The organism is Actinomadura sp. KC216, assembly GCF_004348535.1.
In the GTDB taxonomy this organism is placed as follows: Bacteria; Actinomycetota; Actinomycetes; order Streptosporangiales; family Streptosporangiaceae; genus Spirillospora.
The window spans coordinates 1-23746 of sequence record NZ_SMJX01000056.1; the positions used below are offsets into that span (position 1 = coordinate 1).

The 23746-nt window shown below is 71.1% G+C and carries 18 protein-coding genes and 1 tRNA gene; 5 read left to right on the top strand and 14 right to left on the bottom strand.

Annotated features, from left to right (window positions below):
- Positions 1–314 precede the first annotated feature (314 nt).
- On the bottom strand, positions 315–3005 hold the full coding sequence (gene polA / locus E1264_RS12545) for a DNA polymerase I (protein ID WP_132172870.1): 2691 nt from the start codon (positions 3003–3005) through the stop codon (positions 315–317).
- A gap of 111 nt (positions 3006–3116) precedes the next feature.
- On the opposite strand from polA, the gene E1264_RS12550 reads away from it, so the two are divergent.
- Together E1264_RS12550 and E1264_RS12555 are read left to right on the top strand one after the other, a co-directional pair.
- Complete coding sequence (locus E1264_RS12550) at positions 3117–3470, top strand: hotdog fold thioesterase (protein WP_243710894.1); 354 nt, start codon at positions 3117–3119, stop codon at positions 3468–3470.
- Between the two features lie 257 nt (positions 3471–3727).
- Positions 3728–4282 carry a DUF4352 domain-containing protein gene (locus tag E1264_RS12555; RefSeq protein WP_132172874.1) on the top strand — a complete coding sequence of 185 codons (555 nt, stop codon included), beginning with the start codon at positions 3728–3730 and terminating at the stop codon, positions 4280–4282.
- 118 nt (positions 4283–4400) lie between these two features.
- Here the strand turns inward: E1264_RS12555 and E1264_RS12560 are convergent, their stop codons facing one another.
- The 6 genes from E1264_RS12560 to E1264_RS12585 form a co-directional block, all read right to left on the bottom strand.
- A complete protein-coding gene (locus E1264_RS12560) occupies positions 4401–5210 on the bottom strand; it encodes an ABC transporter ATP-binding protein (RefSeq protein ID WP_132172876.1) in 810 nt (269 codons plus the stop codon).
- Entirely contained in the window at positions 5200–5940 is a 741-nt protein-coding gene (locus E1264_RS12565) for an ABC transporter ATP-binding protein (protein WP_132172927.1), read from the bottom strand. Before E1264_RS12565 ends, E1264_RS12560 begins: the two co-directional genes overlap by 11 nt.
- Before the next feature lie 47 nt (positions 5941–5987).
- Positions 5988–7163 carry a branched-chain amino acid ABC transporter permease gene (locus tag E1264_RS12570; RefSeq protein ID WP_207935880.1) on the bottom strand — a complete coding sequence of 392 codons (1176 nt, stop codon included), beginning with the start codon at positions 7161–7163 and terminating at the stop codon, positions 5988–5990.
- Positions 7160–8125, bottom strand: a complete 966-nt coding sequence (locus E1264_RS12575; protein ID WP_132172878.1) for a branched-chain amino acid ABC transporter permease — start codon at positions 8123–8125, stop codon at positions 7160–7162. The genes E1264_RS12570 and E1264_RS12575 overlap by 4 nt, the downstream gene beginning before the upstream one ends.
- A gap of 109 nt (positions 8126–8234) precedes the next feature.
- Positions 8235–9410: a branched-chain amino acid ABC transporter substrate-binding protein gene (locus E1264_RS12580; protein ID WP_207935881.1), complete on the bottom strand. Its 1176-nt coding sequence runs from the start codon at positions 9408–9410 to the stop codon at positions 8235–8237.
- A gap of 287 nt (positions 9411–9697) precedes the next feature.
- Positions 9698–10351 carry a response regulator gene (locus E1264_RS12585; RefSeq protein WP_243710895.1) on the bottom strand — a complete coding sequence of 218 codons (654 nt, stop codon included), beginning with the start codon at positions 10349–10351 and terminating at the stop codon, positions 9698–9700.
- Between the two features lie 118 nt (positions 10352–10469).
- On the opposite strand from E1264_RS12585, the gene E1264_RS12590 reads away from it, so the two are divergent.
- Positions 10470–10542: transfer RNA gene (locus E1264_RS12590), tRNA-Leu, on the top strand.
- Positions 10543–10920: 378 nt separating this feature from the next.
- Here the strand turns inward: E1264_RS12590 and pyk are convergent.
- Positions 10921–12351, bottom strand: a complete 1431-nt coding sequence (gene pyk / locus E1264_RS12595) for a pyruvate kinase (protein ID WP_132172880.1) — start codon at positions 12349–12351, stop codon at positions 10921–10923.
- Positions 12352–12517: 166 nt separating this feature from the next.
- Positions 12518–13075, bottom strand: coding sequence for a type 1 glutamine amidotransferase domain-containing protein (locus tag E1264_RS12600; RefSeq protein WP_132172882.1), 558 nt, complete (start codon positions 13073–13075; stop codon positions 12518–12520).
- Positions 13076–13183: 108 nt separating this feature from the next.
- On the opposite strand from E1264_RS12600, the gene E1264_RS12605 reads away from it, so the two are divergent.
- The gene (locus E1264_RS12605; protein WP_243710893.1) at positions 13184–13828 is read left to right on the top strand and encodes a helix-turn-helix domain-containing protein; all 645 of its coding nucleotides are present in this window, start codon (positions 13184–13186) and stop codon (positions 13826–13828) included.
- Between the two features lie 12 nt (positions 13829–13840).
- On the opposite strand, the gene E1264_RS12610 is transcribed toward E1264_RS12605, so the two are convergent.
- Complete coding sequence (locus E1264_RS12610; protein WP_132172884.1) at positions 13841–14719, bottom strand: hypothetical protein; 879 nt, start codon at positions 14717–14719, stop codon at positions 13841–13843.
- A 323-nt stretch (positions 14720–15042) separates the two neighbouring features.
- Here E1264_RS12610 and E1264_RS12615 point away from each other — a divergent pair, with 323 nt between their 5' ends.
- A complete protein-coding gene (locus tag E1264_RS12615; protein WP_132172886.1) occupies positions 15043–16470 on the top strand; it encodes a pyridoxal-dependent decarboxylase in 1428 nt (475 codons plus the stop codon).
- Positions 16471–16517: 47 nt separating this feature from the next.
- Here E1264_RS12615 and E1264_RS12620 read toward each other — a convergent pair whose 3' ends face one another.
- The 4 genes from E1264_RS12620 to gltB form a co-directional block, all read right to left on the bottom strand.
- Positions 16518–16970, bottom strand: a complete 453-nt coding sequence (locus E1264_RS12620; protein WP_132172888.1) for a VOC family protein — start codon at positions 16968–16970, stop codon at positions 16518–16520.
- A gap of 137 nt (positions 16971–17107) precedes the next feature.
- Positions 17108–17530, bottom strand: coding sequence for an AraC family transcriptional regulator (locus E1264_RS12625; RefSeq protein WP_132172890.1), 423 nt, complete (start codon positions 17528–17530; stop codon positions 17108–17110).
- Between the two features lie 85 nt (positions 17531–17615).
- Positions 17616–19079 carry a glutamate synthase subunit beta gene (locus E1264_RS12630; RefSeq protein ID WP_132172892.1) on the bottom strand — a complete coding sequence of 488 codons (1464 nt, stop codon included), beginning with the start codon at positions 19077–19079 and terminating at the stop codon, positions 17616–17618.
- Between the two features lie 18 nt (positions 19080–19097).
- Positions 19098–23690 carry a glutamate synthase large subunit gene (gene gltB, locus E1264_RS12635; protein ID WP_132172894.1) on the bottom strand — a complete coding sequence of 1531 codons (4593 nt, stop codon included), beginning with the start codon at positions 23688–23690 and terminating at the stop codon, positions 19098–19100.
- Positions 23691–23746 lie beyond the last annotated feature (56 nt).

Here is a 23746-nt window from a genome sequence, read left to right on the forward strand (position 1 = left end):
TCCCCGCCCCGCATCCCCCCAAGTCGCTTTTACCCAGCAAAAAGCGCCCTCAGAACGAACACGAACCACGACAGGGACGCCTGTGGCCCCGCCACGACGCACCGACCTCAGCCACCTACTACGGCGACCTCAGCCATCGCAGCAACCGCCCAACAACCTCAACAGCCGCGATCGCGTCCGAAGGCAGGTTTCGAGCTTGCGAGAAACCTGATCGCGCAGCGAGCCGCCAGGCGAGACGAAGCGATGCAGCGATCGCCCGTGTTTCTCGACGATGGAGGCCCACCAGGGCCGAAGGAGGAGAGAAATGCCAAAAACTAGTGCGCCGCTTCTTGCCAGGTTTGGCCGGTGCCCATGGAGACGCTCAGCGGGGCGCGGAGGTCGTAGGCGCCGGCCATTTCGGTGCTGACCAGGGTCTTGAGCTCGTCGAGCTCGCCGGGGGCGACCTCGAAGACGAGTTCGTCGTGGACCTGGAGGAGCATCCGGGACGTCAGGCCCGCGGCGCGGAGGGCGCGGTCGACGTTGAGGCTGGCGACCTTGATGATGTCGGCGGCGGAGCCCTGGATGGGGGCGTTGAGGGCCATGCGCTCGGCCATCTCGCGGCGCTGGCGGTTGTCGGAGTTGAGGTCGGGCAGGTAGCGGCGGCGGCCGAGGATGGTCTCGGTGTAGCCGTCCTGGCGGGCCTTGGCGACGATGTCGCGGAGGTAGTCGCGGACGCCGCCGAACTGCTCGAAGTACTCCTCCATGAGGCCGCGGGCCTCGTCCGGGGAGATCCGGAGCTGCTGGGAGAGCCCGTAGGCGGACAGGCCGTAGGCGAGGCCGTAGTTCATGGCCTTGATGCGGGCGCGCAGCTCGGAGTCGATCTGCTCGGGCGGGAGGCCGAACACGCGGGACGCGGTGATCGTGTGGAAGTCGGCGCCGGAGCCGAACGCTTCGAGGAGGGCGCCGTCCTCAGACAGGTGCGCCATGATCCGCAGCTCGATCTGCGAGTAGTCGGCGGTGAGGAGGGACTCGTAGTCGCCGGAGACGACGAACGCCTCGCGGATCTGCCTGCCCTCGGCGGTGCGGATGGGGATGTTCTGCAGGTTCGGGTCGGTCGAGGAGAGCCGGCCGGTGGCGGCGATCATCTGGTTGAACGTGGTGTGGATGCGCCCGGCGTCGTCGGCCATCGGGATGAGGGAGTCGACGATGCTCTTGAGCTTCGCGACCTCGCGCCACCGCAGGATGTGCTCCAGGACGGGGTGCGGCTCCTTCTCCAGGAGGTTCGTGAGGGCCTCGGAGTCGGTGGTGTAGCCGGTCTTGGTGCGCTTGGTCTTGGGCAGGTTCAGCTCGTCGAACAGGACCTGCTGCACCTGCTTCGGCGACCCGAGGTTGAACTCGTGGCCGACGGCGGTGTGGGCGGCCTGCTCCTGCTCCTTGACCTGGCCGCCGAGGGACGCCGACAGCCCGGCGAGGTGGTCGGTGTCGACGGCGATCCCGGCGCGCTCCATCCCGGCGAGGACGCCGACGAGCGGCAGCTCCACCTCGTGCAGGAGGCGGGTGGCGCCGCGCTTGTCGAGGTCCTTGTCGAGGACGTCGGCCAGCTCGGTCACCGCGCGGGCGCGGACGGCGAGCGCCTCGGCGGCCTCCTCCTCGCCGGAGCCGTCGAGGGTGAGCTGCCCGGTGTCCTCGGTCTCGCTGCGCAGCTCGCGGTGCAGGTAGCGCAGCGCGAGGTCGGCGAGGTCGAACGTCCGCTGGCCGGGGAGCGCGAGGTAGGCGGCGAGCGCGGTGTCGCTGGTGACGCCGTCGAGGGCGAGGCCGCGGGCGGCGAGCGCGAGCATCGGGCCCTTCGCCTCGTGGATCGCCTTGGGGCGCTCGGCGTCGGCGAGGTGGGCGGCGAGGGCGCGCTCGTCGTCCTCGATCAGCTCGGCCGGGTCGAGGTGCACGGCCGGGCCCTTCTTGGACGCCAGCGCCAGCGCGGTGATCTCGCCGGTGCCGCGGCCCCACGTGCCGGTGACGGCGATGCCGAGCCGGTCGCCGGCGTTGGCGTCCAGCCAGGCGCCGAGCGCGCCGGGCTCCAGGGCGTCCAGCTGGACGTCGAAGCCCTCGTCGGCCTCGGGCTCGGCGGCGGAGATCGTGGAGTACAGGCGCTCGCGCAGGACGCGGAACTGCAGCGAGTCGAACAGGGTGTGGATCTCCTCGCGGTCCCACTGGCCCATGGTCAGCTGCGGCGGCGTCAGCTCAAGGCCGACCTCGGTGTCGAGCTTGTTGATCTGGTGGTTGCGCAGGACCCCGGCGAGGTGCTCGCGGAGGCTGTCGCCGGCCTTGCCCTTGATCTCGTCGACGCGGGCGACGAGGGTGTCGAGGTCGCCGTACTTGAGGAGCCACTTGGCGGCGGTCTTCGGGCCGACGCCGGGCACGCCGGGCAGGTTGTCGCTGCTCTCCCCGACCAGCGCGGCCAGCTCCCGGTACCGGACGGGCGGCACGCCGTAGCGGGCCTCGACGGCGGCCGGGTCCATCCGGGACAGCTCGGAGACCCCGCGGACCGGGTACAGGATCGTGACGTCGTCGTTGACGAGCTGGAACGCGTCCCGGTCGCCGGTAACGATGAGGGTCTCCATGCCCGCGTCCACGGCCTGGACGGCCAGGGTGGCGATGATGTCGTCCGCCTCGAACCCGGCGACGGACATGCGCGGGATGCGCAGCGCGTCGAGGACCTCGAAGATCAGGCTGACCTGGCTGCGGAACTCGTCCGGCGTCTTCTGCCGCCCCGCCTTGTACTCGACGTACTGCTCGTGCCGGAACGTCGGCTCGGAGCGGTCGAACGCCACGGCGATGTGGGTCGGCTGCTCGTCGCGCAGGACGTTGATGAGCATCGAGGTGAAGCCGTACACGGCGTTGGTCGGCTGCCCGTCGGTGGTGGAGAAGTTCTCCACGGGCAACGCGAAGAACGCCCGGTAGGCCAGGGAGTGCCCGTCGAGCAGGAGAAGCCGGTCACGCTTGTCAGGGGTCGCTGCTTTCGTCGCCACACCAGGACTCTAGTCTGCGTCGACGACAGTTTTGCGGAGGGTGAAGTGACTGACAGCGGGGGTGCGGAAATCATCTTTCCCGAAGGCGCGCAGGGCGACTTGGCCAAGGCCATGGGCGTGGAGTTCCTTGAGGCGTCTCCCGAGCGTGTCGTGGGGCGGATGCCCGTCAAGGGGAACACCCAGCCGTACGGGCTGCTGCACGGCGGGGCCTCCTGCGTCCTGGCCGAGACGCTCGGGTCCGTCGGCTCCGCGCTGCACGCGGGCGAAGGCCGCATCGCCGTCGGCATCGAGATCAACGCCACCCATCACCGGTCGGCCACCGAGGGGCACGTGACGGGGGTGGCGACCCGCGTCCACGGCGGGCGGACGCTCGCCACCTACGACATCGTGATCACCGACGGGGACGGCCGGCGGGTCTGCACCGCCCGCCTCACCTGCATGCTCCGCGACGCGCCGGGCGGATGATCTCGGGGCCGGCTTCCTTTGCGATGCGCGGCCCCGGGTCTGTAGCGTGGATCGGAACGGCCCGGGATCACCGAGTAGACAACGTACGCGCCCGGGGAAGGTTCGTACGGCCCCAAAGGTGATCCCGGGTCAACGCATGCCCGGGCCCTGGCACCCCGGCTCGGCGACACCGGTGTTCGGCCATCACTGGTTGCAGTTGGGTTGCGAATCGCGCCGGGCCGTTCACCTCGGGGCATGATCGGCCGTACGTTCCGAGCATGCGCCTGCGTCCACGGGTCCCCCTCACGATCGCCGCCGCCGCGGCGCTCGCCGGCGCCGTCGCGTTCGCGGGGTCCGCCGGCTCCGGGAAGGCCACGGCGACGCCGTCCTACAGCATCCCCGCCGAGAGGGTCCGCGAGGGCGAGTCCGTGCCGGAGGGCAAGACCGGGCGCAGCGCCGACATGACGTTCACCGTCATCGGCTTCCGCGAGGGCATGACCGAGGTGATGGGCACGCACGCGGCGATGGAGTCCCAGGGCACGTTCACCCGGATCCGGATCCTCGCCGTCAACACCGGCCGCGACATCCAGGTCTTCGACACCTGGAAGCAGCGGCTCGTCACCACCGACGGCAGGGCCCACTCCCCCGACGTCAACGCCACCATGATCAAGCGGCAGCCGGAGCGGCTGTCGGTCGGCTCGTTCATGCGCGCCGAGTTCGACGTCTGGTTCGACGTGCCGCGCGGGGCGAAGGTCAAGGCCGTCCGGCTGTACGGGTCGCCGCCGGTGGGGGCCGTCCGCGATCCCGCGCCCGCCGAGATCGCGCTCCCCTGACCGTCCCGGCCAGGGGCTCAGGCGTCTCTCAGGGCACTCAGGACGCCCGACGCGGCGCGCCCGCCCAAGCCCCGGCGAACCGGACCTGGACGGGCGCGTCACGCAGCCTGAGAGCCGCTTACCGGGACGTCCCCTCCTCGGAGTCGTCCGCGGCCTCGGCGGTGCCCGAGGTCCCGGCGGCATCCACCGACTGGACGTCCGACGCCCCGGTCAGGTCGTCGCCCGACGCGCCGCCCAGGTAGGCCGCGCGGACCTGCGGGTCGTCGAGCAGCTCGCCCGCGGGCGCCGCCTTCACGACCCGGCCCGTCTCCAGCACGTAGGCGCGGTGCGCGATCTGCAGCGCCTGCTGGGCGTTCTGCTCCACCAGCAGCACCGTCGTGCCGCGCCGGTTGATCTCCACGATGATCGAGAAGATCTGCTGCACGAGCATCGGCGCGAGGCCCATGGACGGCTCGTCCAGCAGGAGCACCTTCGGCTTGGCCATCAGCGCCCGCCCGATCGCGAGCATCTGCTGCTCGCCGCCGGACATCGTGCCGCCCGCCTGCGACCGGCGCTCGGCCAGCCGCGGGAACAGCTCGTACGCCTCCGCCAGCTCCTTGGCCGCGCTGTCCTTGCGGGCGTAGGCGCCCATCAGGAGGTTCTCCTCCACCGTCATGCCGGGGAAGATGCCGCGCCCCTCAGGGGCCTGCCCGATGCCCGCGAGGACGCGCTTGTGCCCGGGCATCCGGCTGATGTCCTTGCCGTCGAAGCGCACCGCGCCCGACGACAGGTTGCGCAGCCCCGAGATCGTCTTGAGCGTGGTCGTCTTCCCGGCGCCGTTCGCGCCGATCAGCGTGACGATCTCGCCCTGGTCGACGGACACCGAGATGCCCTTCAACGCCGCGATCTTCCCGTAGTGGACGTGGATGTCGTCGATCTCAAGAAGCATCGGCCGGTGCCCCCAGATACGCCTCGATGACCCGCGGGTCGTTCTGCACCTCGGCCGGGAGGCCGTCGGCGATCTTCTGGCCGAAGTCCAGCACCGCGATCCGGTCGCTGATCCCCATCACCAGGCTCATGTCGTGCTCGATGAGCAGGACGGTCACCCCGGTGTCGCGGATCCTGCGGATCAGGTCCTGCAGCGCGACCTTCTCCGCGGGGTTCATCCCCGCGGCGGGCTCGTCGAGCAGCAGCAGCTTCGGCTCGGTCGCGAGCGCCCGCGCGATCTCCAGCCGCCGCTGGTCGCCGTACGGGAGGTTCTTCGCCGCCTCCTCGCCGCGGTGCGGGATGCCGACCAGCTCCAGCAGCTCGCGGGCGCGCTCCCTGCCGGAGCGCTCCTCGCGGCGGTGCCAGGGCAGGCCCAGGGCCGCGGCGACGAACCCGGTGCGGTGGTGCGCGTCGGTGCCGACGAGGACGTTCTCGACCGCCGTCATGTTGTGGAACAGGCGGACGTTCTGGAACGTCCGCGCCACGCCCAGCTTCGTGACGACGTACCGCTTCTTCCCGTCGATGCGCTTCCCGCGGAAGATCACCCGCCCCTCGGACGGCCGGTACACGCCGGTGGTCACGTTGAACACCGTCGTCTTCCCGGCCCCGTTCGGGCCGATCAGCGCGAAGATCTCGCCTTCGGTGACCGTGAGGTTCACCTTGTTGAGCGCGACCACGCCGCCGAACCGCATCACGACGTCGCGCAGCTCAAGGACGGGCGTGGCGTCCTTCGTCCCGCTCACTTGCCCTCCTCCAGCGTCTCTCCGGGGCCGAAGTCGGGCTTGTCCGGTCCGGCCACCTCGGCTCCCATACTGCCCATACCGCCGGTGCCCTCGGCCAGTTCGGCCTTCCGCTGCCGGGACGGCCACAGCCCCTCCGGACGGAAGATCATCATGACCACCAGCGCGGCACCGAAGATCAGCATCCGGTAGTCGGACAGGAACCGGAAGCGCTCGGGCAGCCAGGCCAGCACCGCGGCGCCGAGCATGACGCCCGGGAGGTTGCCCGAGCCGCCCAGCACCACGCCGGCCAGGATCAGCGCCGACACGAGGAACTCGAAGTTCAGCGGGGTGATCGACGTCTGCTGCGAGGCGAACACCACGCCGCCGCTGCCGCCGATCGCGGCGCCGATCGCGAACGCCGCCAGCTTGAACTTGAACGTCGGCACGCCCATCAGCTCGGCGGCGTCCTCGTCCTCGCGGATCGACACCCACGCGCGGCCGACCCGCGAGTTCTCCAGCCGCTTCACGAAGATGATCGCGATGATGATGAACACGAGCAGCAGGTAGTAGTACGGCCGGGAGTCCAGGAGCCCGTACTTCAGCGGCTGCACGCCCATGATCTCGAATTCCGAGAGCGACGGCGGGTGCGGGATGCCCTGCACGCCGCGGGGCCCGTTCACGTACTCGCTGTTGTTCGCCGTCCGCTTGACGATCTCACCGAAGCCGAGCGTGACGATCGCCAGATAGTCGCCGCGCAGCCGCAGCGTCGGCGCGCCCAGGATCACGCCGGCCAGCGCGGAGAACAGGATCGCCAGGACGAGCGATTCCCAGAAGGTCCAGTTGTACTTGGTGGCGAAGATGGCCATCGTGTAGGCGCCCACCGCGTAGAACGCCACGTAGCCGAGGTCGAGCAGGCCGGCCATGCCGACCACCACGTTCAGGCCGATCGCCAGGAGCACGTAGATCGCGATCTGGGTGCTCAGCATCGACGCCCAGTCGGAGCCGCTCGGCGCCATGAAGCTGCCGATGGACTCGCTCGGGAGCAGGACGCCGCCGATGATCAGGAGGCCGTAGACGATCCAGCGCACCACGGGCGGGGCGCCCGCCCACGCGTTGCGGAGCGGATCCAACGAGAGCATGTCGCGGGCCCCGGCGAGGCCGCTCTTTCCGTTTCCGTTCTTTGTGAGGTTCATGCGCGCGCCTGCTGGAGGGACTCACCGAGAATGCCGGTGGGACGGAACATCAGGACCAGGATCAGCAAGGTGAACGCGACGACGTCACGCCATTCCGACCCGAAGATGCTTGAGCCGTACATCTCCAGCAACCCCAGCGTGAAGCCGCCGGCCAGGGCGCCGCGGATGTTGCCGATGCCGCCGAGCACCGCCGCGGTGAACGCCTTGATGCCGAGCAGGAACCCGGTGAAGTAGTTCGTCGTCTCGAACCGCAGGAAGTACAGCGCCGCGGCGACGCCCGCCATGATGCCGCCGACGAGGAAGGTCACCTGCACCACCCGGTCGATGTTGACGCCCATCAGCACCGCGGTCTCCGGGTCCTGCGCGGTCGAGCGGATGCCGCGGCCGAGCTTGGTCCGGTTCACGAACTGGTCCAGCGCGATCATCATCGCCACCGCGCCGACGAAGACGATCAGCTGATCGTTGCGGATCAGGATCGGACCGGCGTCCACCACGGCCGTCAGCTCTTTGAAGTGCTCGTTGACGTCGAGCTTGCCGCCCTCCTTCGAGGTGCCGAAGACCCGATGGATCACCACCGTGCCCATCAGCTGCTGGATGAAGATCGACGCGCCGATCGCGGAGATCAGCGCCGCCAGCCGTGACGCGCCCTTCTTGCGCAAGGGCCGGTAGGCGGTCACTTCCAGCAGCATCGCGCCGCCGCCCGCCACCGCGCCCGCCACGACGGCCATCAGCACCACCACGCCGATGAGCGCGATCCCGCCCACGTCGTCGGCGCCGATCCCGCGGGCCGTCCACAGCGCGGCGAACGTGCCGACCATGAAGATGTCGGCATGCGCGAAATTGATCAGCCGGAGCACGCCGTAGACCATGGTGTAGCCGAGCGCCAGGAGTGCGTAGATCGCACCCAGCGCCAGCCCGTCCACGGTCGACGGCCAGAATTGATTGATGAAGTCGTCGAGCACCTTCGGTCGCCTTCGTCAAAGGAGCGGGAGCGCTGTAGCGCTCCCGCTCCCGCGCCATCAGAGGCCCCCGGAACGGGGGACGGTCAGGTCAGTCCAGGCGTGGTGACGCCTACGAGACCTTTGCTTCGTTGCTGTTGCCGAGCAGCGGCAGCTTGTTGCCCTGGACCTCGTAGATGAAGATGTCCTTGGCCGCGAGCTCGCCCTTGTCGTCGAACTTGATCTGCTTGCCGAGACCCTGGACGTCGATGCTCTTCAGGTAGGCGTTGATGTCCTCGGGCGTGGTCTTGCCGGCCTTGACGGCCTCGATGAACGCCGTCGCCGCGTCGAAGCCCTCCGTCGAGTAGATCGCGACCTCGGCCCCGAACTTCGCCTGGTAGTCCGTGGCGAACTTCTTGGCCTTCTCGTTGGTCTTGCCCTCGGCGTCGATGAGGCAGCCGCAGCTCAGCAGCGCCTTCTGCGCGTTCTTCTCGCCCGCGCCCTCGATCAGCCCGGCGGCGAGCGAGCCGTCGCCCGACATCATCTTGCCCTGGTAGCCGGCCTCGCGCAGCTGCTTGAAGAGCCGTCCAGCGACCGCGTAGTAGCCACCGAAGTAGACCGCGTCGGGCTTGAACTGGTTGATCTTGTTGACGGTGGAGGAGTAGTCCGTCGCCTTGTCGTCCACGCCGTCCGACTGGACCTGCACGCCCTTGGCGGAGGCCGCCTTCGCGATGGCGCCGGCGAGCCCCTCGCCGTAGGCCTGCTTGTCGGACACCGTGAAGAGCTTCTTCGCCTTCACCGAGTTCACCAGGAAGTTCGCGGCGCCCTCGCTCTGCACGGCGTCGTCGGCGACCACCCGGTGCCAGTACTTCCAGCCCTTCTCGCCCAGGGTGACGCTCGTCGCGGACGGCGTCACGCTCGGGATCTTGGCCTCTTCCAGGATCGGGCCCACGCTCTCGGACTCGCCGGAGAACGCCGGTCCGATCAGGCCCACGATCTTGTCGTTCTTGACCGCGCCCTGCGCCAGCGGCGTGGCCTGCTCGGCCTTGCCCTGGCTGTCATAGGTCTTCAGCTTGATCTTGACTTTGGGGTTCGTGGCGTTGTACTGCTCGATCGCCAGCTGCGCGCCCTGCTTCGGCGGGATCACCAGACCCGAGTTCTCACCGGTCAGGTCGCCCATGAACCCGATCGTGATCTCGTTGCCGCTGCCGCCGCCCCCGTCATCGTCGCCACCACAGGCCACGGCGCTGAGCGCGAGCGTCGCACTCACCACCACCGCGCCGGTGATCCTCATCTTGTTGCGCCGCAAGGTGCCCAACCTTTCCATCCGGATCCGGGAGAGGATCGGGTACGAGTCGTGCCCCCGACGCCGACACTCGGATGGAGAAATCGGTCACTCGGGGACCAGGTATGTCGTACACCGTGGACCCACCCCAGAACAGGACCCCCGGATAGAAGGGTTACTCGTTCGTTACGCCCCCGTGCTCATCCGATACCCGGCATTGCCAGGGATGATTACGAAGCGTGACCGTCCAGGGCCGGTCCGGAACCTCGGCAATGGACCTTGACAACGCAGGGGATGACAGGGATAGGGAGTCAACCCGCGGCTGACTCGTCCCGGCCCTGCGACCCGCCGCCCTCCGGGCCCCCGTCGCCGGACGGCTCCGTGCCGGACGAGCCGGTGCCGGACGAGCCCGTCGCGCCCGCCACGACCGCCTCCGCGACGGCCCGCATCGTGAGCCGCCGGTCCATGGACGTCTTCTGGATCCACCGGAACGCCTCCGGCTCGGACCAGCCGTGCGCCTCCTGTAGCAGCCCCTTGGCGCGGTCGACCACCTTCCGGGTCTCCAGCCGCTCCTGAAGGCCGGCGACCTCCGCCTCAAGCGCCCGCAGCTCGGTGTACCGGCTGACCGCCATCTCGATCGCGGGCGCCAGGTCGGTCTTGGAGAACGGCTTGACGAGGTAGGCCATCGCCCCGGCGTCCGTCGCGCGCTGGACGAGCTCGCGCTGGGAGAACGCGGTCAGGATGACGACCGGCGCGATGCGCTCGGCGGAGATCCGCTCGGCCGCCGAGATCCCGTCGAGGACCGGCATCTTGACGTCGAGGATCACCAGGTCGGGCTTCAGGTCGCCCGCCAGCCGGACGGCGGTCTCGCCGTCCCCGGCCTCGCCGACGACCTCGTAACCGTCCTCCTGAAGCATCTCCTTCAGGTCCAGCCTGATCAGGGCCTCGTCTTCCGCGATGACCACTCGCCGCGCGCTCTCCACGCACACGACCCTACCGAAACCCGCTACCCTGTCTTGAGCCGCCCCTGCCAGGGCACTGCCCAGCCGATGCAAGCTAAATGTCCGGTTTATTAGGACATAAGCCCCGATATCCCAATGGCAGAGGAAATGGTCTCAAACACCATCAAGTGTGGGTTCGAATCCCACTCGGGGCACCTCATGGCGGCATGGACGGCGCAGCGGCCGTCCGGCGCGCACGGACGCTCGCGCACGAGGGCGAGACCCGCCGCGACGCAGCCGGCACCCGCGGTGCTCCGGTGAGGCCCTCCGAGCGCCCAAAGATTCTCACCGATCCGGCGCCAGGACGGTCGCGCGGGCGGCCCGCTTGCGGAGGCGAAGTATTAATGCGGCGCCCACGAGACCGGGCGCGCGTTTCCAATGCGACGTGGAAATGAGATCGGTTGGTGATCCGTCGCGTGGAGCGTCGCCGGTACGGGGTGGTGAGGGTGCCGGGCACCGCGCGGGGTGCGGTCGCGCGGTGCCCGGCCGGGGTGAATGGTCAGTACCGGATGGCGGTCAGTGCTCCCCGGCGATCAGTGCTGGATCCCGATGGCGTCGCCGATGCTGTGCACGCGGAGCGCGTTCGTGGAGCCGGGGGTGCCGGGGGGCGAGCCGGCGACGACGACGACCTTGTCGCCCTTCTGGCAGCGGCCGAGTTCGAGGAGGGCCTGCTCGACCTGGCCGAACATGGCGTCGGTGTGGTCGGCGTGCGGGACGACGAAGGTCTCGACGCCCCACACGTGGGCGAGGCGGCCGCGGACGGCGGGCACCGAGGTGAAGGCGAGCAGCGGGATCGGGGAGCGGTAGCGGGACAGGCGGCGGGCCGTCTCGCCGGACATGGTGAACGCGGCGAGCGCCTCCGCGCCGACGATCGCGCCGACCTCGGCGGCGGCGCGGGCGATGGCGCCGCCGACGGTCTCGGGCATCCGCTCCAGGGTGTGGGTGGCGTGCAGGGACGCCTGCTCGGCGGTCTGCACGATGCGGCTCATCGTCAGGACGGACTCGACGGGGTACTGGCCGACGCTGGTCTCCCCGGAGAGCATCACGGCGTCGGCGCCCTCGAAGACGGCGTTGGCGACGTCGGAGGTCTCGGCGCGGGTGGGCCGCGGCGCGGAGATCATCGATTCGAGCATCTGGGTGGCGACGATGACCGGGCGGGCCTTCTCGCGGCACAGCTCGATGGCGCGCTTCTGGACGATCGGCACCTGCTCGAGGGGCAGCTCGACGCCGAGGTCGCCGCGGGCGACCATGATCCCGTCGAAGGCGGCGACGATCTCGGGGAGTCGCTCGACGGCCTGCGGCTTCTCGATCTTGCCGATGAGGGGGACGCGGACGCCCTCCTCCTCCATGATCTGGTAGCAGATGTCGGCGTCGGCGGGGGTGCGGACGAACGACAGCGCGACGAGGTCGACGCCGAGGCGCAGCGCCCAGCGCAGGTCGCGCTCGTCCTTCTCGGTGAGGGCGGGGACGCTGACCGGGACGCCGGGCAGGTTGAGGCCCTTGTTGTCGGAGACCATGCCGCCGACGGTGACGGTGGTGTGGACGCGGGTGCCCTCGACGGAGGTGACCTTGAGCGCGACGCGGCCGTCGTCGATCAGGATGGTGTCGCCGGCGCTGACGTCGCCGGGCAGGCCCGCGTAGGTCGTGGAGACCTCGCGGCGGGTGCCGGGGACGTCGTCGGTGGTGATGGTGAACTCGTCGCCGAGGGTGAGGCGGACGGGGCCGTCGGGGAAGCGCCCGATGCGGATCTTGGGGCCCTGCAGGTCGGCGAGGATGCCGACGCCGCGGCCGGTGGCGTCGGCGGCGGCCCTGATCCGGTGGTAGACCTCCTCGTGGACGGCGTGGTCGCCGTGGCTCATGTTGAGCCGGGCGACGTCGATGCCGGCCTCGACGAGGGCGTTGATCTGCTCGGGACCGGAGCAGGCGGGGCCGATGGTGCTGACGATCTTCGCGCGACGGGTCACGTGCACAAAGCGTACTTCGTTCCAAGGGTCCCGCGCAGGACTTCGGTCAAGGGATTCCAAGCAGAAACACCCTTTAGTTACCCGAAGGTATCGGCGTTTGTGCAGGCTACGGACGCCTCGGGTTCACCGAATGGTCTAGCTCAGAGGTCTAGACCACAGCGGACGATCAACCCTTGAACGCGTCGACGGCGGCCTGGGAGAACGCCTTGAGATCGTCGGGCTTGCGGCTGCTGACCAGGACGTTCGGTGGCTCTTCACAGATCTTGACCTCCTCGTCCACCCAGATGGCCCCGGCGTTGCGGAGGTCGGTCTGGAGGCTCGGCCAGGAGGTCAGGGTGCGCCGCTTGACGACGTCGGCCTCGATGAGCGTCCACGGGCCGTGGCAGATGACGGCGACGGGCTTGCCCGCGTCGAAGAACGACCCGGCGAACGCGACGGCCTTGGGCTGGGTCCGCAGGTAGTCGGGGTTGGCGACGCCGCCGGGCAGGACGAGCCCGTCGAACGCGTCATGGCCGGTCTCGCCGACGGTGGCGTCGACCGGGAAGGTGTCTCCCCTGTCGAGGTGGTTGAACGCCTGGATGCGCCCGGGCGCCGTGGAGATCAGGCGGGGCGTGCCCCCGGCCTGCTGGACGGCCGCCCAGGGTTCGGTCAGCTCGACCTGCTCGGTGCCCTCCGGCGCGCAGAGGAACGCGATGGTCTTGCCCTGAAGATCGTTGTTCGGCATGGCGGTACTCCTGTTCAGGAGGGGTTTCCTGTGGCCCTGCCCGACATGGCGGGGTGGTATGCAGGAAGAGTGAATCCGACGGGATATCGCGAATACCCGGAGCCAGGGTTGGCGTGTTCGTGGACGGCGGCGCTGCCGCGCGACGCGGAGCCGTTCCTGCAGCGCGTCGTCCCTGACGGCTGCGTGGACCTGATGTGGTCGTCGTCGGGGATCCTGGTGGCCGGGCCGGACACGGGCCCGATGCCGGCGGTGGTGCGGCCGGGCGACACGGTGGCCGCGGTGCGGTTCGGGCCGGGGACGGCGCCGCCGGTCCTCGGCGTCCCGGCGGACGCGATCCGGGACGGCCGGGTGCCGCTGCGCGACCTGTGGGGCGGCGAGGCGGACCGGCTGGCGGAGTCCGTGGCGGCGGCGCCCGACCCGCGCGCGGCGCTGGTCGCGGCGGTGCGGCAGCGGCTGCGGCCCGCGGCTCCGCTCGTCCCGGCGGTGGTGTCCGGGCTGGCCGGCGGCTCGGTGCGGGACGTGGCGGACGCCCTCGGCATCAGCGAGCGGCAGCTCAGGCGGCGCTCGCTGGCGGCGTTCGGGTACGGGCCGAAGACGCTGCAGCGGGTGCTGCGGTTCCAGCGCGCGCTGGTGCTGGCGCGGGCGGGCGAGCCGCTCGCCGGGGCGGCGTTCGCGGCGGGCTACGCCGACCAGGCGCACCTCGCGCACGAGGTGCGGGACCTGGCGGGCGAGCCCGTCCGCAACCTGCTGTGAACCCGGGTCGGGTCACGGCTTGAGGCGGCCGTAGGCGCGGAGCGTTCTCAGGCGCTCGACGGTGATGAAGCCGCGCCATTCGGGGCGGGTGATGGGCGTCCAGATCGGGAAGGCGACGTCCCAGCCGCCGTCGTCGCCCTGGGCGTCGATCAGCGCGTCGAGGTGGGCGTCGATGGCGTCGGCGGTGAAGAGGCGGCGCCCGTGGCCGTCCGGGTGCGGGGCGAAGTCGAGCGGGAGGTGCTGGGCTCCTTCCGCGTGCGGGTCGAGGGAGACGGGCGCGGCCAGGGCGTCCCGGTGGCGGGTGAAGGCGGCTTCGGCGCGGTCGCGGTCGGGGACGTGGTCGAGGAACGTGAGGATGGCGAGGGCGTCGTACGGGCCGGGTTCGGCGTCCGCGCGCTCCAGGTGGCGCCAGCAGAAGTCCGTGGCGGGGCCGAGCCAGGGGTGGCCGGATCCGGCGCGGTGCAGCATTCCGGCGAGGGTCGCGGTGGGGTTGATGCCGCCGGGCGGGTCGTCGGGGGTCTGCCACCAGGGGCCGTGCGGGGTGCCGCGGACGGTCGGCAGCACGAACGGCACTCCCCCGTCGGGCGCGGTGATCGACGCCAGGTAGTCGCCGATGCGGGTGACGGCCGGGTCGCCGTCCGCGCCCGCCTCGTGCAGGACGTCGAGGGCGTGCTGGGCGGGGACGGGCTGGCTCCCCTCGCCGCGCAGGTCGGGTTCGAGGGCGTGGCCGTAGCCGCCGTCCGGGTTCTCGTAGGGGCGCAGGGCCGCGAGGACGGGTCCGGCGGGGCCGCCGCGGAAGTGGAGGGCGAACCGGTGCCGGTCGATGAGGCGGCCGTTGACGCGCATGAACTCCGCGGCGCGGTCGAGGCCGGTGCCGTGCAGGACCTTCATGACTCGACCGTAGAGCGGCCGCGTCCGTCCGGTCTTGTAGGAAACGGACACCTGGGGAAATGGGTGGGCCCGGCCACCCCAGCGGTGGGTGGCCGGGCCCCTGAGGTCCCGCGTGCGGGGTGCGGGAGCGCGCGGTCCACTGTGGCGCGGAGGGCTCCGTCCTTCCGGCCGGCGCGTCGTGAACCCTGGCGGGACGGTAGCCGACCTGCCCGGAGACTACAAGTGGGCGCGCGGAAGCCGCGCGTGACGAGGCGGCCGGGCGGCGCGCCGGACGGGCGGGAGGCATCTACCGGACAGGGGGTGTTTGTGGTCTGCTGTCCGCCATGAGCGATCCGCTTGACGAACGTGACATGGCAGGTGAGCCGCTCGCCGTGGTGGCGGAGGCGGCGGGGCCGTACCTGGACGGGCTGGCGGAGCGTCCCGTCCACGACCGGTCGCGGGACGCGCTCCTGGACGAGCTCGACGGCCCGCTGCCGCTCAAGGGCGACGGTTCGGTCGCGGCGGTGGAGCGGCTGGTGCGGATAGGGACGGAGGCGGCGACGCATTCGTCCGGCCCGCGGTGCTTCCATTTCGTGGTGGGCGGGGCGACCCCGGCGGCGATGGCGGGCGACTGGACGACGTCGCTGCTGGACCAGGGCGCGGGCCTGTGGGTCCTGTCGCCGCTGGCCGCGCGGGCGGAGACGGTGGTGCTGCGGTGGCTGAAGGAGCTGTTCGGGCTGCCCGCGTCGTTCGGCGGCGTGCTGACCCCGAGCGCGACGCTCGCGCACGTCACGGGCCTGGCGTGCGCCCGTTCCTGGTGGGCGGAGCGGTACGGGGTGGACGTGACGTCGCGCGGCCTGGCGGGCCTGCCGGTGATGCCGGTGTTCAGCAGCGGGTTGGTGCACGTCAGCACCCGCAAGGCGCTGCAGATCCTCGGCTGCGGCCGGGACACGCTCCGGACGTTCTCCCGGGACGACACGGGACGGGTCGATCTCGCCGCCATGGACGCGGAGCTGGCGCGGGTCGGCGGCCGCGCGGTGATCGTGGCGAATCTCGGCGAGGTCAACACGGGCGGCTCCGATCCGGTCGCCGATCTCGCCGATCTCGCGGAGCGGCACGGCGCCTGGCTGCACGTGGACGGCGCGTTCGGCATGTTCGCCGCGCTCTCGCCCCGGACGGCGCATCTCGCGCGGGGCGTGGAACGTGCCGATTCGGTGACGGCGGACGGCCACAAGTGGCTGAACGTGCCGTACGAGAGCGGGTTCTCGTTCGTCCGCGACCAGGCGATGCTGACGCGCGCGTTCGGCGCGTGGGGCGCCTCGTACCTGCCGGACGCCGACGACGAGCGGATCAACTACAACATGCTGGGCCCGGAGTCGTCGCGGCGGGCGCGGGCGCTGCCGATCTGGGCGACGCTGCGCGCGTACGGCCGGGACGGCTACCGGGCGATGGTGGAGCGGCACCTGGACGTCTCGCGGCATCTGGGCGAGCTGGTCGAGGCGGCGCCGGACCTGGAGCTGCTGGCGCCGGTGGAGCTGTGCGTCGTGTGCTTCCGGTACCGTCCGGACGGCGTGCCGGAGGGGCGCCTGGACGAGCTGAACGCGCGCCTGGGCGAGGCGCTGCTCGCGGACGGCCGCGTCTTCGCGGGGACGAGCACGTACCGGGGCATGACGGTGTTCCGGCCCGCGCCGCTGAACTGGCGGACGACCAAGGCGGACGTGGAGCTGCTGGTGGACGTCCTGCGGGAGCTCGGCCCCGGCCTGACCGGCTGATCGTCCGGGGCCGGGGCGCGGCGCCCCGGCCCCGCGGCGGGTCCGCGTCACGAGACGCAGTCGCCCCAGGACGCGGACTCGTCGAGCTTCTCGAACGGCTGGGTGAGGCTGAACCAGCAGCCGGAGTCGTCGCGGAAGACGGCCTCGATGCCGTAGGGGCGCTTCTCCGGCGCGTGGACGAACTCGACGCCCTTCGCGGACATCCTCTCGTAGTCGCCCTGGCAGTCGTCGGTGGTGAACGCCCCGGCGCCGAGGACGCCCTTGGCGATGAGCGCCTTCATGTGCTCGGCGGAGTCGGGGTCCATCGTGGGCGGGCCGGGGACCATCAGCGCGAGGCTGAGGTCGGGCTGGTCCTTCGCGCCGAGGGTGACCCAGCGCATCCCGCCCTCGCCGAGGGTCATGTCGTCGCGGACCTGCAGGCCGAGCTTCTCGGTGAAGAACGCCTTGGCCGAGTCCTGGTCGAGGACCCAGACGGTGGCCAGCCCCAGCTTGGTGATCATTCCGGTGTCTCCTTCGTGACGGGGAACGTGCCCGTCACACGCTAGGAGGCGGACCGGCGGGCGGCCTTCTCGAAAGTTGCTGTCTCTCCAGGTCACCCGGCTCCAGGAGGGTCGGCTTCAGGTCATCCGGCCGGGCGTCACCGGTCCTTGCGGAAGCCGCCCGCCCAGAACAGCACGAAGCAGCCGGGGATCGCGGACGAGTCGGTGGCGCGGGCGCGGCGGCGGAACTCGGTCGGCGTCATCCCGAGCTCCTGCTTGAAGCGGGTGCAGAACGAGCCGAGGCTGGTGAAGCCGACCAGCATGCATATCTCGGTGACGGTCAGGTTGGCGGTGCGCAGCAGGTCCTGGGCGCGCTCGATGCGGCGCCGCGCCAGGTACCGGCCCGGCGTCTCGCCGTAGACGTCGTGGAACAGCCGGACGAAGTGGTACCGCGAGTAGCCGGCGCGGGCGGCGACGGCGGCGACGTCCAGGGGCTCGGCCCAGTCGCGGTCCATGGCGTCCCTGGCCAGCCTCATGCGGCGGAGCAGCTCGGTGTCCAGGGCGGGCGTCGTGCTTGCCATGCCCCGATGCTGGCACATCCCGCGCAGGAGAGGGGCCCTGGAGGCGTGCGGGCGCCTCCAGAACCCCTCTCCTTCGATCAGGCGGTCAGGCGATCGGGCGGGCGGTCGGCGGGATCGGGTACGGCAGCGACGTGCGGCCGGTGAGGTAGGCGTCGACGCCGCGGGCGGCGGCGCGGCCCTCCGCGATGGCCCACACGATGAGGGACTGGCCGCGGCCCATGTCCCCGGCGGCGAACACGCCGTCCACCGACGTCTTGTAGTCGCCGTCGCGGACCACGTTGCCGCGCTGGTCGAGGTCCACGCCGAGCTGGTCGAGGAGGCCCTCGCGCTGCGGGCCGAGGAAGCCCATGGCGAGGGTGACGAGCTCGGCGGGGATCTCCCGCTCGGTGCCCTCGACCGGCTTGAACCGGGTGTCCGGGCCGCCGACCTCCACGAGCCTCAACGCGCGGACGTTGCCGTCCCCGTCGCCGACGAACTCGGTGGTGGACACGGCGTAGACGCGGTCGCCGCCCAGGTCGGCGAGCTCCTCGTGGGCGCTCTCCATCTTGAACAGCATCGGGTACGTCGGCCACGGCTGCGCGTCCGGGCGCGACTCCGGCGGCCGCGGCATGATCTCCAGCTGGGTGACCGACGCGGCGCCCTGCCGGATCGCGGTGCCGACGCAGTCCGCGCCGGTGTCGCCGCCGCCGATGACCACGACGTGCTTGCCCTTCGCGGAGATCGGCGACTCGTCGTAGTCGCCCTCCTGCGCCCGGTTGGACGGCGGCAGGTACTCCATCGCCTGGTAGACGCCGTTCAGTTCGCGTCCGGGGACGGGCAGGTCGCGCCAGGCGGTGGCGCCGCCCGCGAGGACGACGGCGTCGTGCCCGGCGCGCAGGTCGTCGGCGGTGACGTCGACGCCCACGTTCACCGAGGTCTTGAAGACGGTGCCCTCGGCGCGCATTTGGTCGAGGCGCCGGTCGAGGTGCCGCTTCTCCATCTTGAACTCGGGGATGCCGTAGCGGAGCAGGCCGCCGACGCGGTCGGCGCGCTCGTACACGGTGACGTCGTGCCCGGCGCGGGTGAGCTGCTGCGCGGCGGCGAGGCCCGCGGGCCCCGAGCCGACGACCGCGACCGTCTTGCCGGTCTTCACGGTGGGCGGCTGCGGGCGCACCCAGCCCTCCGCGAACGCCCGGTCGATGATCTCGACCTCGACCCGCTTGATCGTCACCGGGTCCTGGTTGATGCCGAGGACGCAGGCGCTCTCGCACGGGGCGGGGCACAGCCTCCCGGTGAACTCCGGGAAGTTGTTGGTGGCGTGGAGCCGCTCGACCGCCTCGTGCCAGTCCTTGCGGTAGACGAGGTCGTTCCACTCGGGGATGAGGTTGCCGAGCGGGCAGCCCTGGTGGCAGAACGGGACGCCGCAGTCCATGCAGCGGCTCGCCTGCTTCTCGAGGCGGTCGCGGCCGAAGTCCTCGTAGACCTCGGACCAGCTGCGGATCCGCACGTCGACCGGGCGGCGCTTCGGGAGCTCCCGCCGGACGGTCAGAAAACCCTTCGGGTCGGCCATTGAAGGAGTCCCCCTCTCTCAGCTCTGCGCGGCGGCCATGACGGCCTCGTCCACGTCGCGTCCCTCGGCCTCGGCCTGGGCCATGGCGTCCAGGACGCGCCGGTAGTCACGCGGCATGATCTTGGTGAAGCGGGCGGTGGCGGCGTCCCAGTCGTCCAGGAGGCCGCGGGCGACGGCGGAGCCGGTCTCGTCCAGGTGCCGCTCGACGAGCGCGTGGAGGAACTCCACGTCGGCGGAGTCGAGCGGTTCCAGGTCGACCATCTCGGTGTTGACCCGCTCGGGCACGAGGTCCAGGACGTAGGCGATGCCGCCGGACATGCCGGCCGCGAGGTTGCGTCCCGTCCGGCCGAGGATGACGGCGCGGCCGCCGGTCATGTACTCGCAGGCGTGGTCGCCGACGCCCTCCACGACGGCGGTGGCGCCGGAGTTGCGGACGCAGAACCGCTCGCCGACGATCCCGCGCGCGAACAGCTCGCCGGACGTCGCGCCGTACAGGATGACGTTGCCGCCGATGATCTGCTCCTCGGCCGCGAACCCGGCGTCGGCGGCGGGGCGCAGCGTCAGCCGCCCCCCGGACAGGCCCTTGCCGACGTAGTCGTTGGCGTCGCCGACCAGCCGCAGCGTGATCCCGCGCGGCACGAACGCGCCGAACGAGTTGCCCGCCGAGCCGGTGAAGACGACGTCGATCGTGTCGTCGGGCAGGCCCGCCCCGCCGTGCCGTCTCGTGATCTCGTGGCCGAGCATGGTGCCGACCGTCCGGTTGACGTTGCGGATCGGCAGCTCCAGCGTCACCTTGTCGCCGTACGCGATCGCGCCCTCCGACAGCTGCATCAGCGTGTTGTCGAGGGCCTTCTCCAGGCCGTGGTCCTGGACGGTGGTGCGGTGCAGCGCGGCGCCGTCCGGGAGTTCCGGCGTGTGCAGGATCGGGGCGAGGTCCAGGCCGGACGCCTTCCAGTGCTCGACCGCCTCGCGGGTGTCGATCATCTCGACGTGCCCGACGGCCTCGTCCAGCGACCGGAACCCGAGCGCCGCCAGGTACTCGCGGACCTCCTCGGCGACGAACTCGAAGAAGTTGACGACGAACTCCGGCTTGCCCGCGAACCGCTGCCGCAGGACGGGGTTCTGCGTCGCGACGCCGACCGGGCAGGTGTCGAGGTGGCAGACCCGCATCATGATGCAGCCCGACACGACCAGCGGCGCGGTCGCGAAGCCGTACTCCTCGGCGCCGAGCAGCGCGGCGATGACGACGTCCCGGCCGGTCTTCATCTGCCCGTCGGTCTGCACGACGATCCGGTCGCGGAGCCCGTTCAGCAGCAGCGTCTGCTGCGTCTCGGCGAGGCCCAGCTCCCACGGCGCGCCCGCGTGCTTCAGCGACGTCAGCGGCGACGCGCCGGTGCCGCCGTCATGCCCGGAGATCAGCACGACGTCGGCGTGCGCCTTGGACACCCCGGCCGCGACCGTCCCGACCCCGACCTCCGCGACGAGCTTGACGTGCACGCGCGCCGACGGGTTGGCGTTCTTCAGGTCGTGGATGAGCTGCGCGAGGTCCTCGATGGAGTAGATGTCGTGGTGCGGCGGCGGCGAGATGAGGCCGACGCCGGGCGTGGAGTGCCGGGTCTTGGCGATCCACGGGTACACCTTGTGGCCGGGCAGCTGGCCGCCCTCGCCGGGCTTGGCGCCCTGCGCCATCTTGATCTGGATGTCGTCGGAGTTGGTCAGGTACTCGGAGGTGACCCCGAACCGGCCCGACGCGACCTGCTTGATCGCGCTGCGGCGCAGGTCGCCGTTCTCGTCGGGGGTGAAGCGGGACGGGTCCTCGCCGCCCTCGCCGGTGTTGGACTTGCCGCCGAGGCGGTTCATCGCGATCGCGAGGGTCTCGTGCGCCTCCGCGGAGATCGACCCGTACGACATCGCGCCGGTGGAGAACCGCTTCACGATCTCCGATACGGGCTCGACCTCGTCCAGCGGGACGGGCTCGCGCTCGCCCTCCTTCAGCCGGAACAGGCCGCGGAGCGTCATCAGCTTCTCCGCCTGCGAGTCGACCTTGGAGGTGTACTCCTTGAAGATCTCGTAGCGGCGGGTGCGGGTGGCGTGCTGGAGCTTGAACACCGTGTCCGGGTTGAACAGGTGCGGCTCGCCCTCGCGGCGCCACTGGTACTCGCCGCCGACGTCGAGCGTGCGGTGCGCGAGGTCGTTGCCGCCCGGCGGGTAGGCGCGGGCGTGCCGCTCGGCGGCCTCGCGGGCCAGCACGTCGAACCCGACGCCGCCGAGCCGGGACGTGGTGCCGGTGAAGCAGCGCGACACGACGTCCTCGCCGAGGCCGATCGCCTCGAAGATCTGCGCGCCGGTGTAGGACGCGACCGTCGACACGCCCATCTTCGACATGATCTTCAGGACGCCCTTGCCGTACGCCTTCACCAGGTTCCGGACGGCCTTCCCGGCGTCCAGTCCCTCGATGGCGCCGCCGCGGACGAGGTCCTCGACGGTCTCGATCGCCAGGTACGGGTTGATCGCGGACGCGCCGTACCCGATCAGCAGCGCCATGTGGTGGCACTCGCGGGCCTCGCCCGTCTCGATCACCAGGCCGACGCGGGTGCGGGTCTTCTCCCTGATCAGATGGTGGTGCACGGCGCCGGTCAGCAGCAGCGACGGGATCGCGGCGCGGGCGGAGTCGGCGCCGCGGTCCGACAGCACGATGATGCGGGCGCCGGCGTCGATGGCCCGGCTGACCTCGGAGTTGATCTCCTCCAGGCGGGCCTCCAGCGCCGCTCCCCCGCCGGCGACGTCGTACAGGCCGTGCACGACGTGGGCGTGCAGGTGCGGCAGCGACCCCTCGTCGTCGATGTGGATGATCTTGGAGAGCTCGTCGTTGTCCAGGATCGGGGTGGGCAGGACGAGACGCCGGCACGAGTCCGGGCCCGGCTCCAGGAGGTTGCCCTCCGGGCCGAGCGTGGACTGCAGCGAGGTGACGAGCTCCTCGCGGATCGCGTCCAGCGGCGGGTTCGTGACCTGCGCGAACAGCTGCTTGAAGTAGTCGAACAGCAGCCGCGGGCGCTCCGACAGCACGGCGATCGGGGTGTCGGTGCCCATGGAGCCGATCGGCTCGGCGCCGGTCCGCGCCATCGGCGTCAGGATGATCCGCTGCTCTTCGAGCGTGTACCCGAACGTCTGCTGCCGCTTGACGAGCGTGTCGTGCGTCGGGATCTCCCGCTCGCGCTGCGGCAGCTCCTCGAACCGGACGAGGCCCTCGTGCAGCCACTGCCCGTACGGGTGCTCGGCGGCCAGCTCGGCCTTGACCTCGTCGTCCTCGACGATCCGCCCGGCGGCGGTGTCCACGAGGAAGATCTTGCCGGGCTGCAGCCGCCCCTTCCGGACGACGTCGGCGGCGGGGATGTCGAGCACGCCCGCCTCGCTGGCCAGCACGACCAGCCCGTCGCGGGTCACCCAGTACCGGCCGGGACGCAGCCCGTTGCGGTCCAGGACGGCGCCGACGACGGTGCCGTCGGTGAAGCTGACGCTGGCGGGGCCGTCCCACGCCTCCATCAGCGTGGAGTGGAACTCGTAGAAGGCGCGGCGCTCCGCGTCCATCTCGGTGTGGTTCTCCCACGCCTCCGGGATCATCATCAGCACCGCGTGCGGCAGCGACCGGCCGCCGAGGTGCAGCAGCTCCAGGCACTCGTCGAACGACGCGGTGTCGCTCGCCTCGATGTCGATCACCGGGAAGATCCGGGACAGGTCGCCGGGCAGCAGGTCGGACTTCAGCAGCGCCTCGCGGGCCCGCATCCAGTTCCGGTTGCCCTTCACCGTGTTGATCTCGCCGTTGTGCGCGATGAACCGGTACGGGTGGGCCAGCTCCCAGGCCGGGAACGTGTTGGTCGAGAACCGGGAGTGGACCAGTGCGATCGCGCTGGTGAAGCGGCGGTCCGACAGGTCGGGGAAGAACGGCTCCAGCTGCGGCGTCGTCAGCATGCCCTTGTAGACGATCGTCCGGCTGGACAGGCTGGGGAAGTAGACGTTGACGTCCTGCTCGGCGCGCTCGCGCATGCAGAACACGGCGCGGTCGAGCTCCAGAGCGGTCCTGCCCTCGTGCGGGCCGCCGGCGGCGGGCGCCACGAACAGCTGGGCGAACCGGGGCATGACGCGGCGGGCGGCCGGGCCGGTGAAGTCGGGGTCGTGCGGGAGCTCGCGCCACCCGAGGACCGTCAGGCCCTCCTCGGCGCACAGCGTCTCGACGTGGGCGGTCACGGCGGCGCGCTCGTCGCCGTCCTGCGGGAGGAACGCGATGCCGGCGGCGTACGCGCCGGGCTCGGGGAGCGGGAAGTCGCAGACCTCGCGGAAGAACGCGTGCGGGAGCTGGACGAGGATGCCGACGCCGTCGCCGTCGTCCGGCTCGGCGCCCACCGCCCCGCGGTGGTCGAGGTTCTTCAGGACGGTCAGCGCCTTCTGCACGATCTCGTGGCTCGTGCGGCCGTGCAGGTCGGCGACCATGCCGACGCCGCAGGCGTCGTGCTCGTTCGCGGGGTCGTACAGTCCCTGGGCGGGGGGCCGTCCCGTCGGTGCGGGTCCGGTGCCGGGCTCGCGGCCGGCGGGTGTGAGGGCAGCAGCAGCCATGAAACCCTCCGTCGTCGTCTTGTCACTGCTTCTGTGTCAGTGCAGGCTCGGGACGA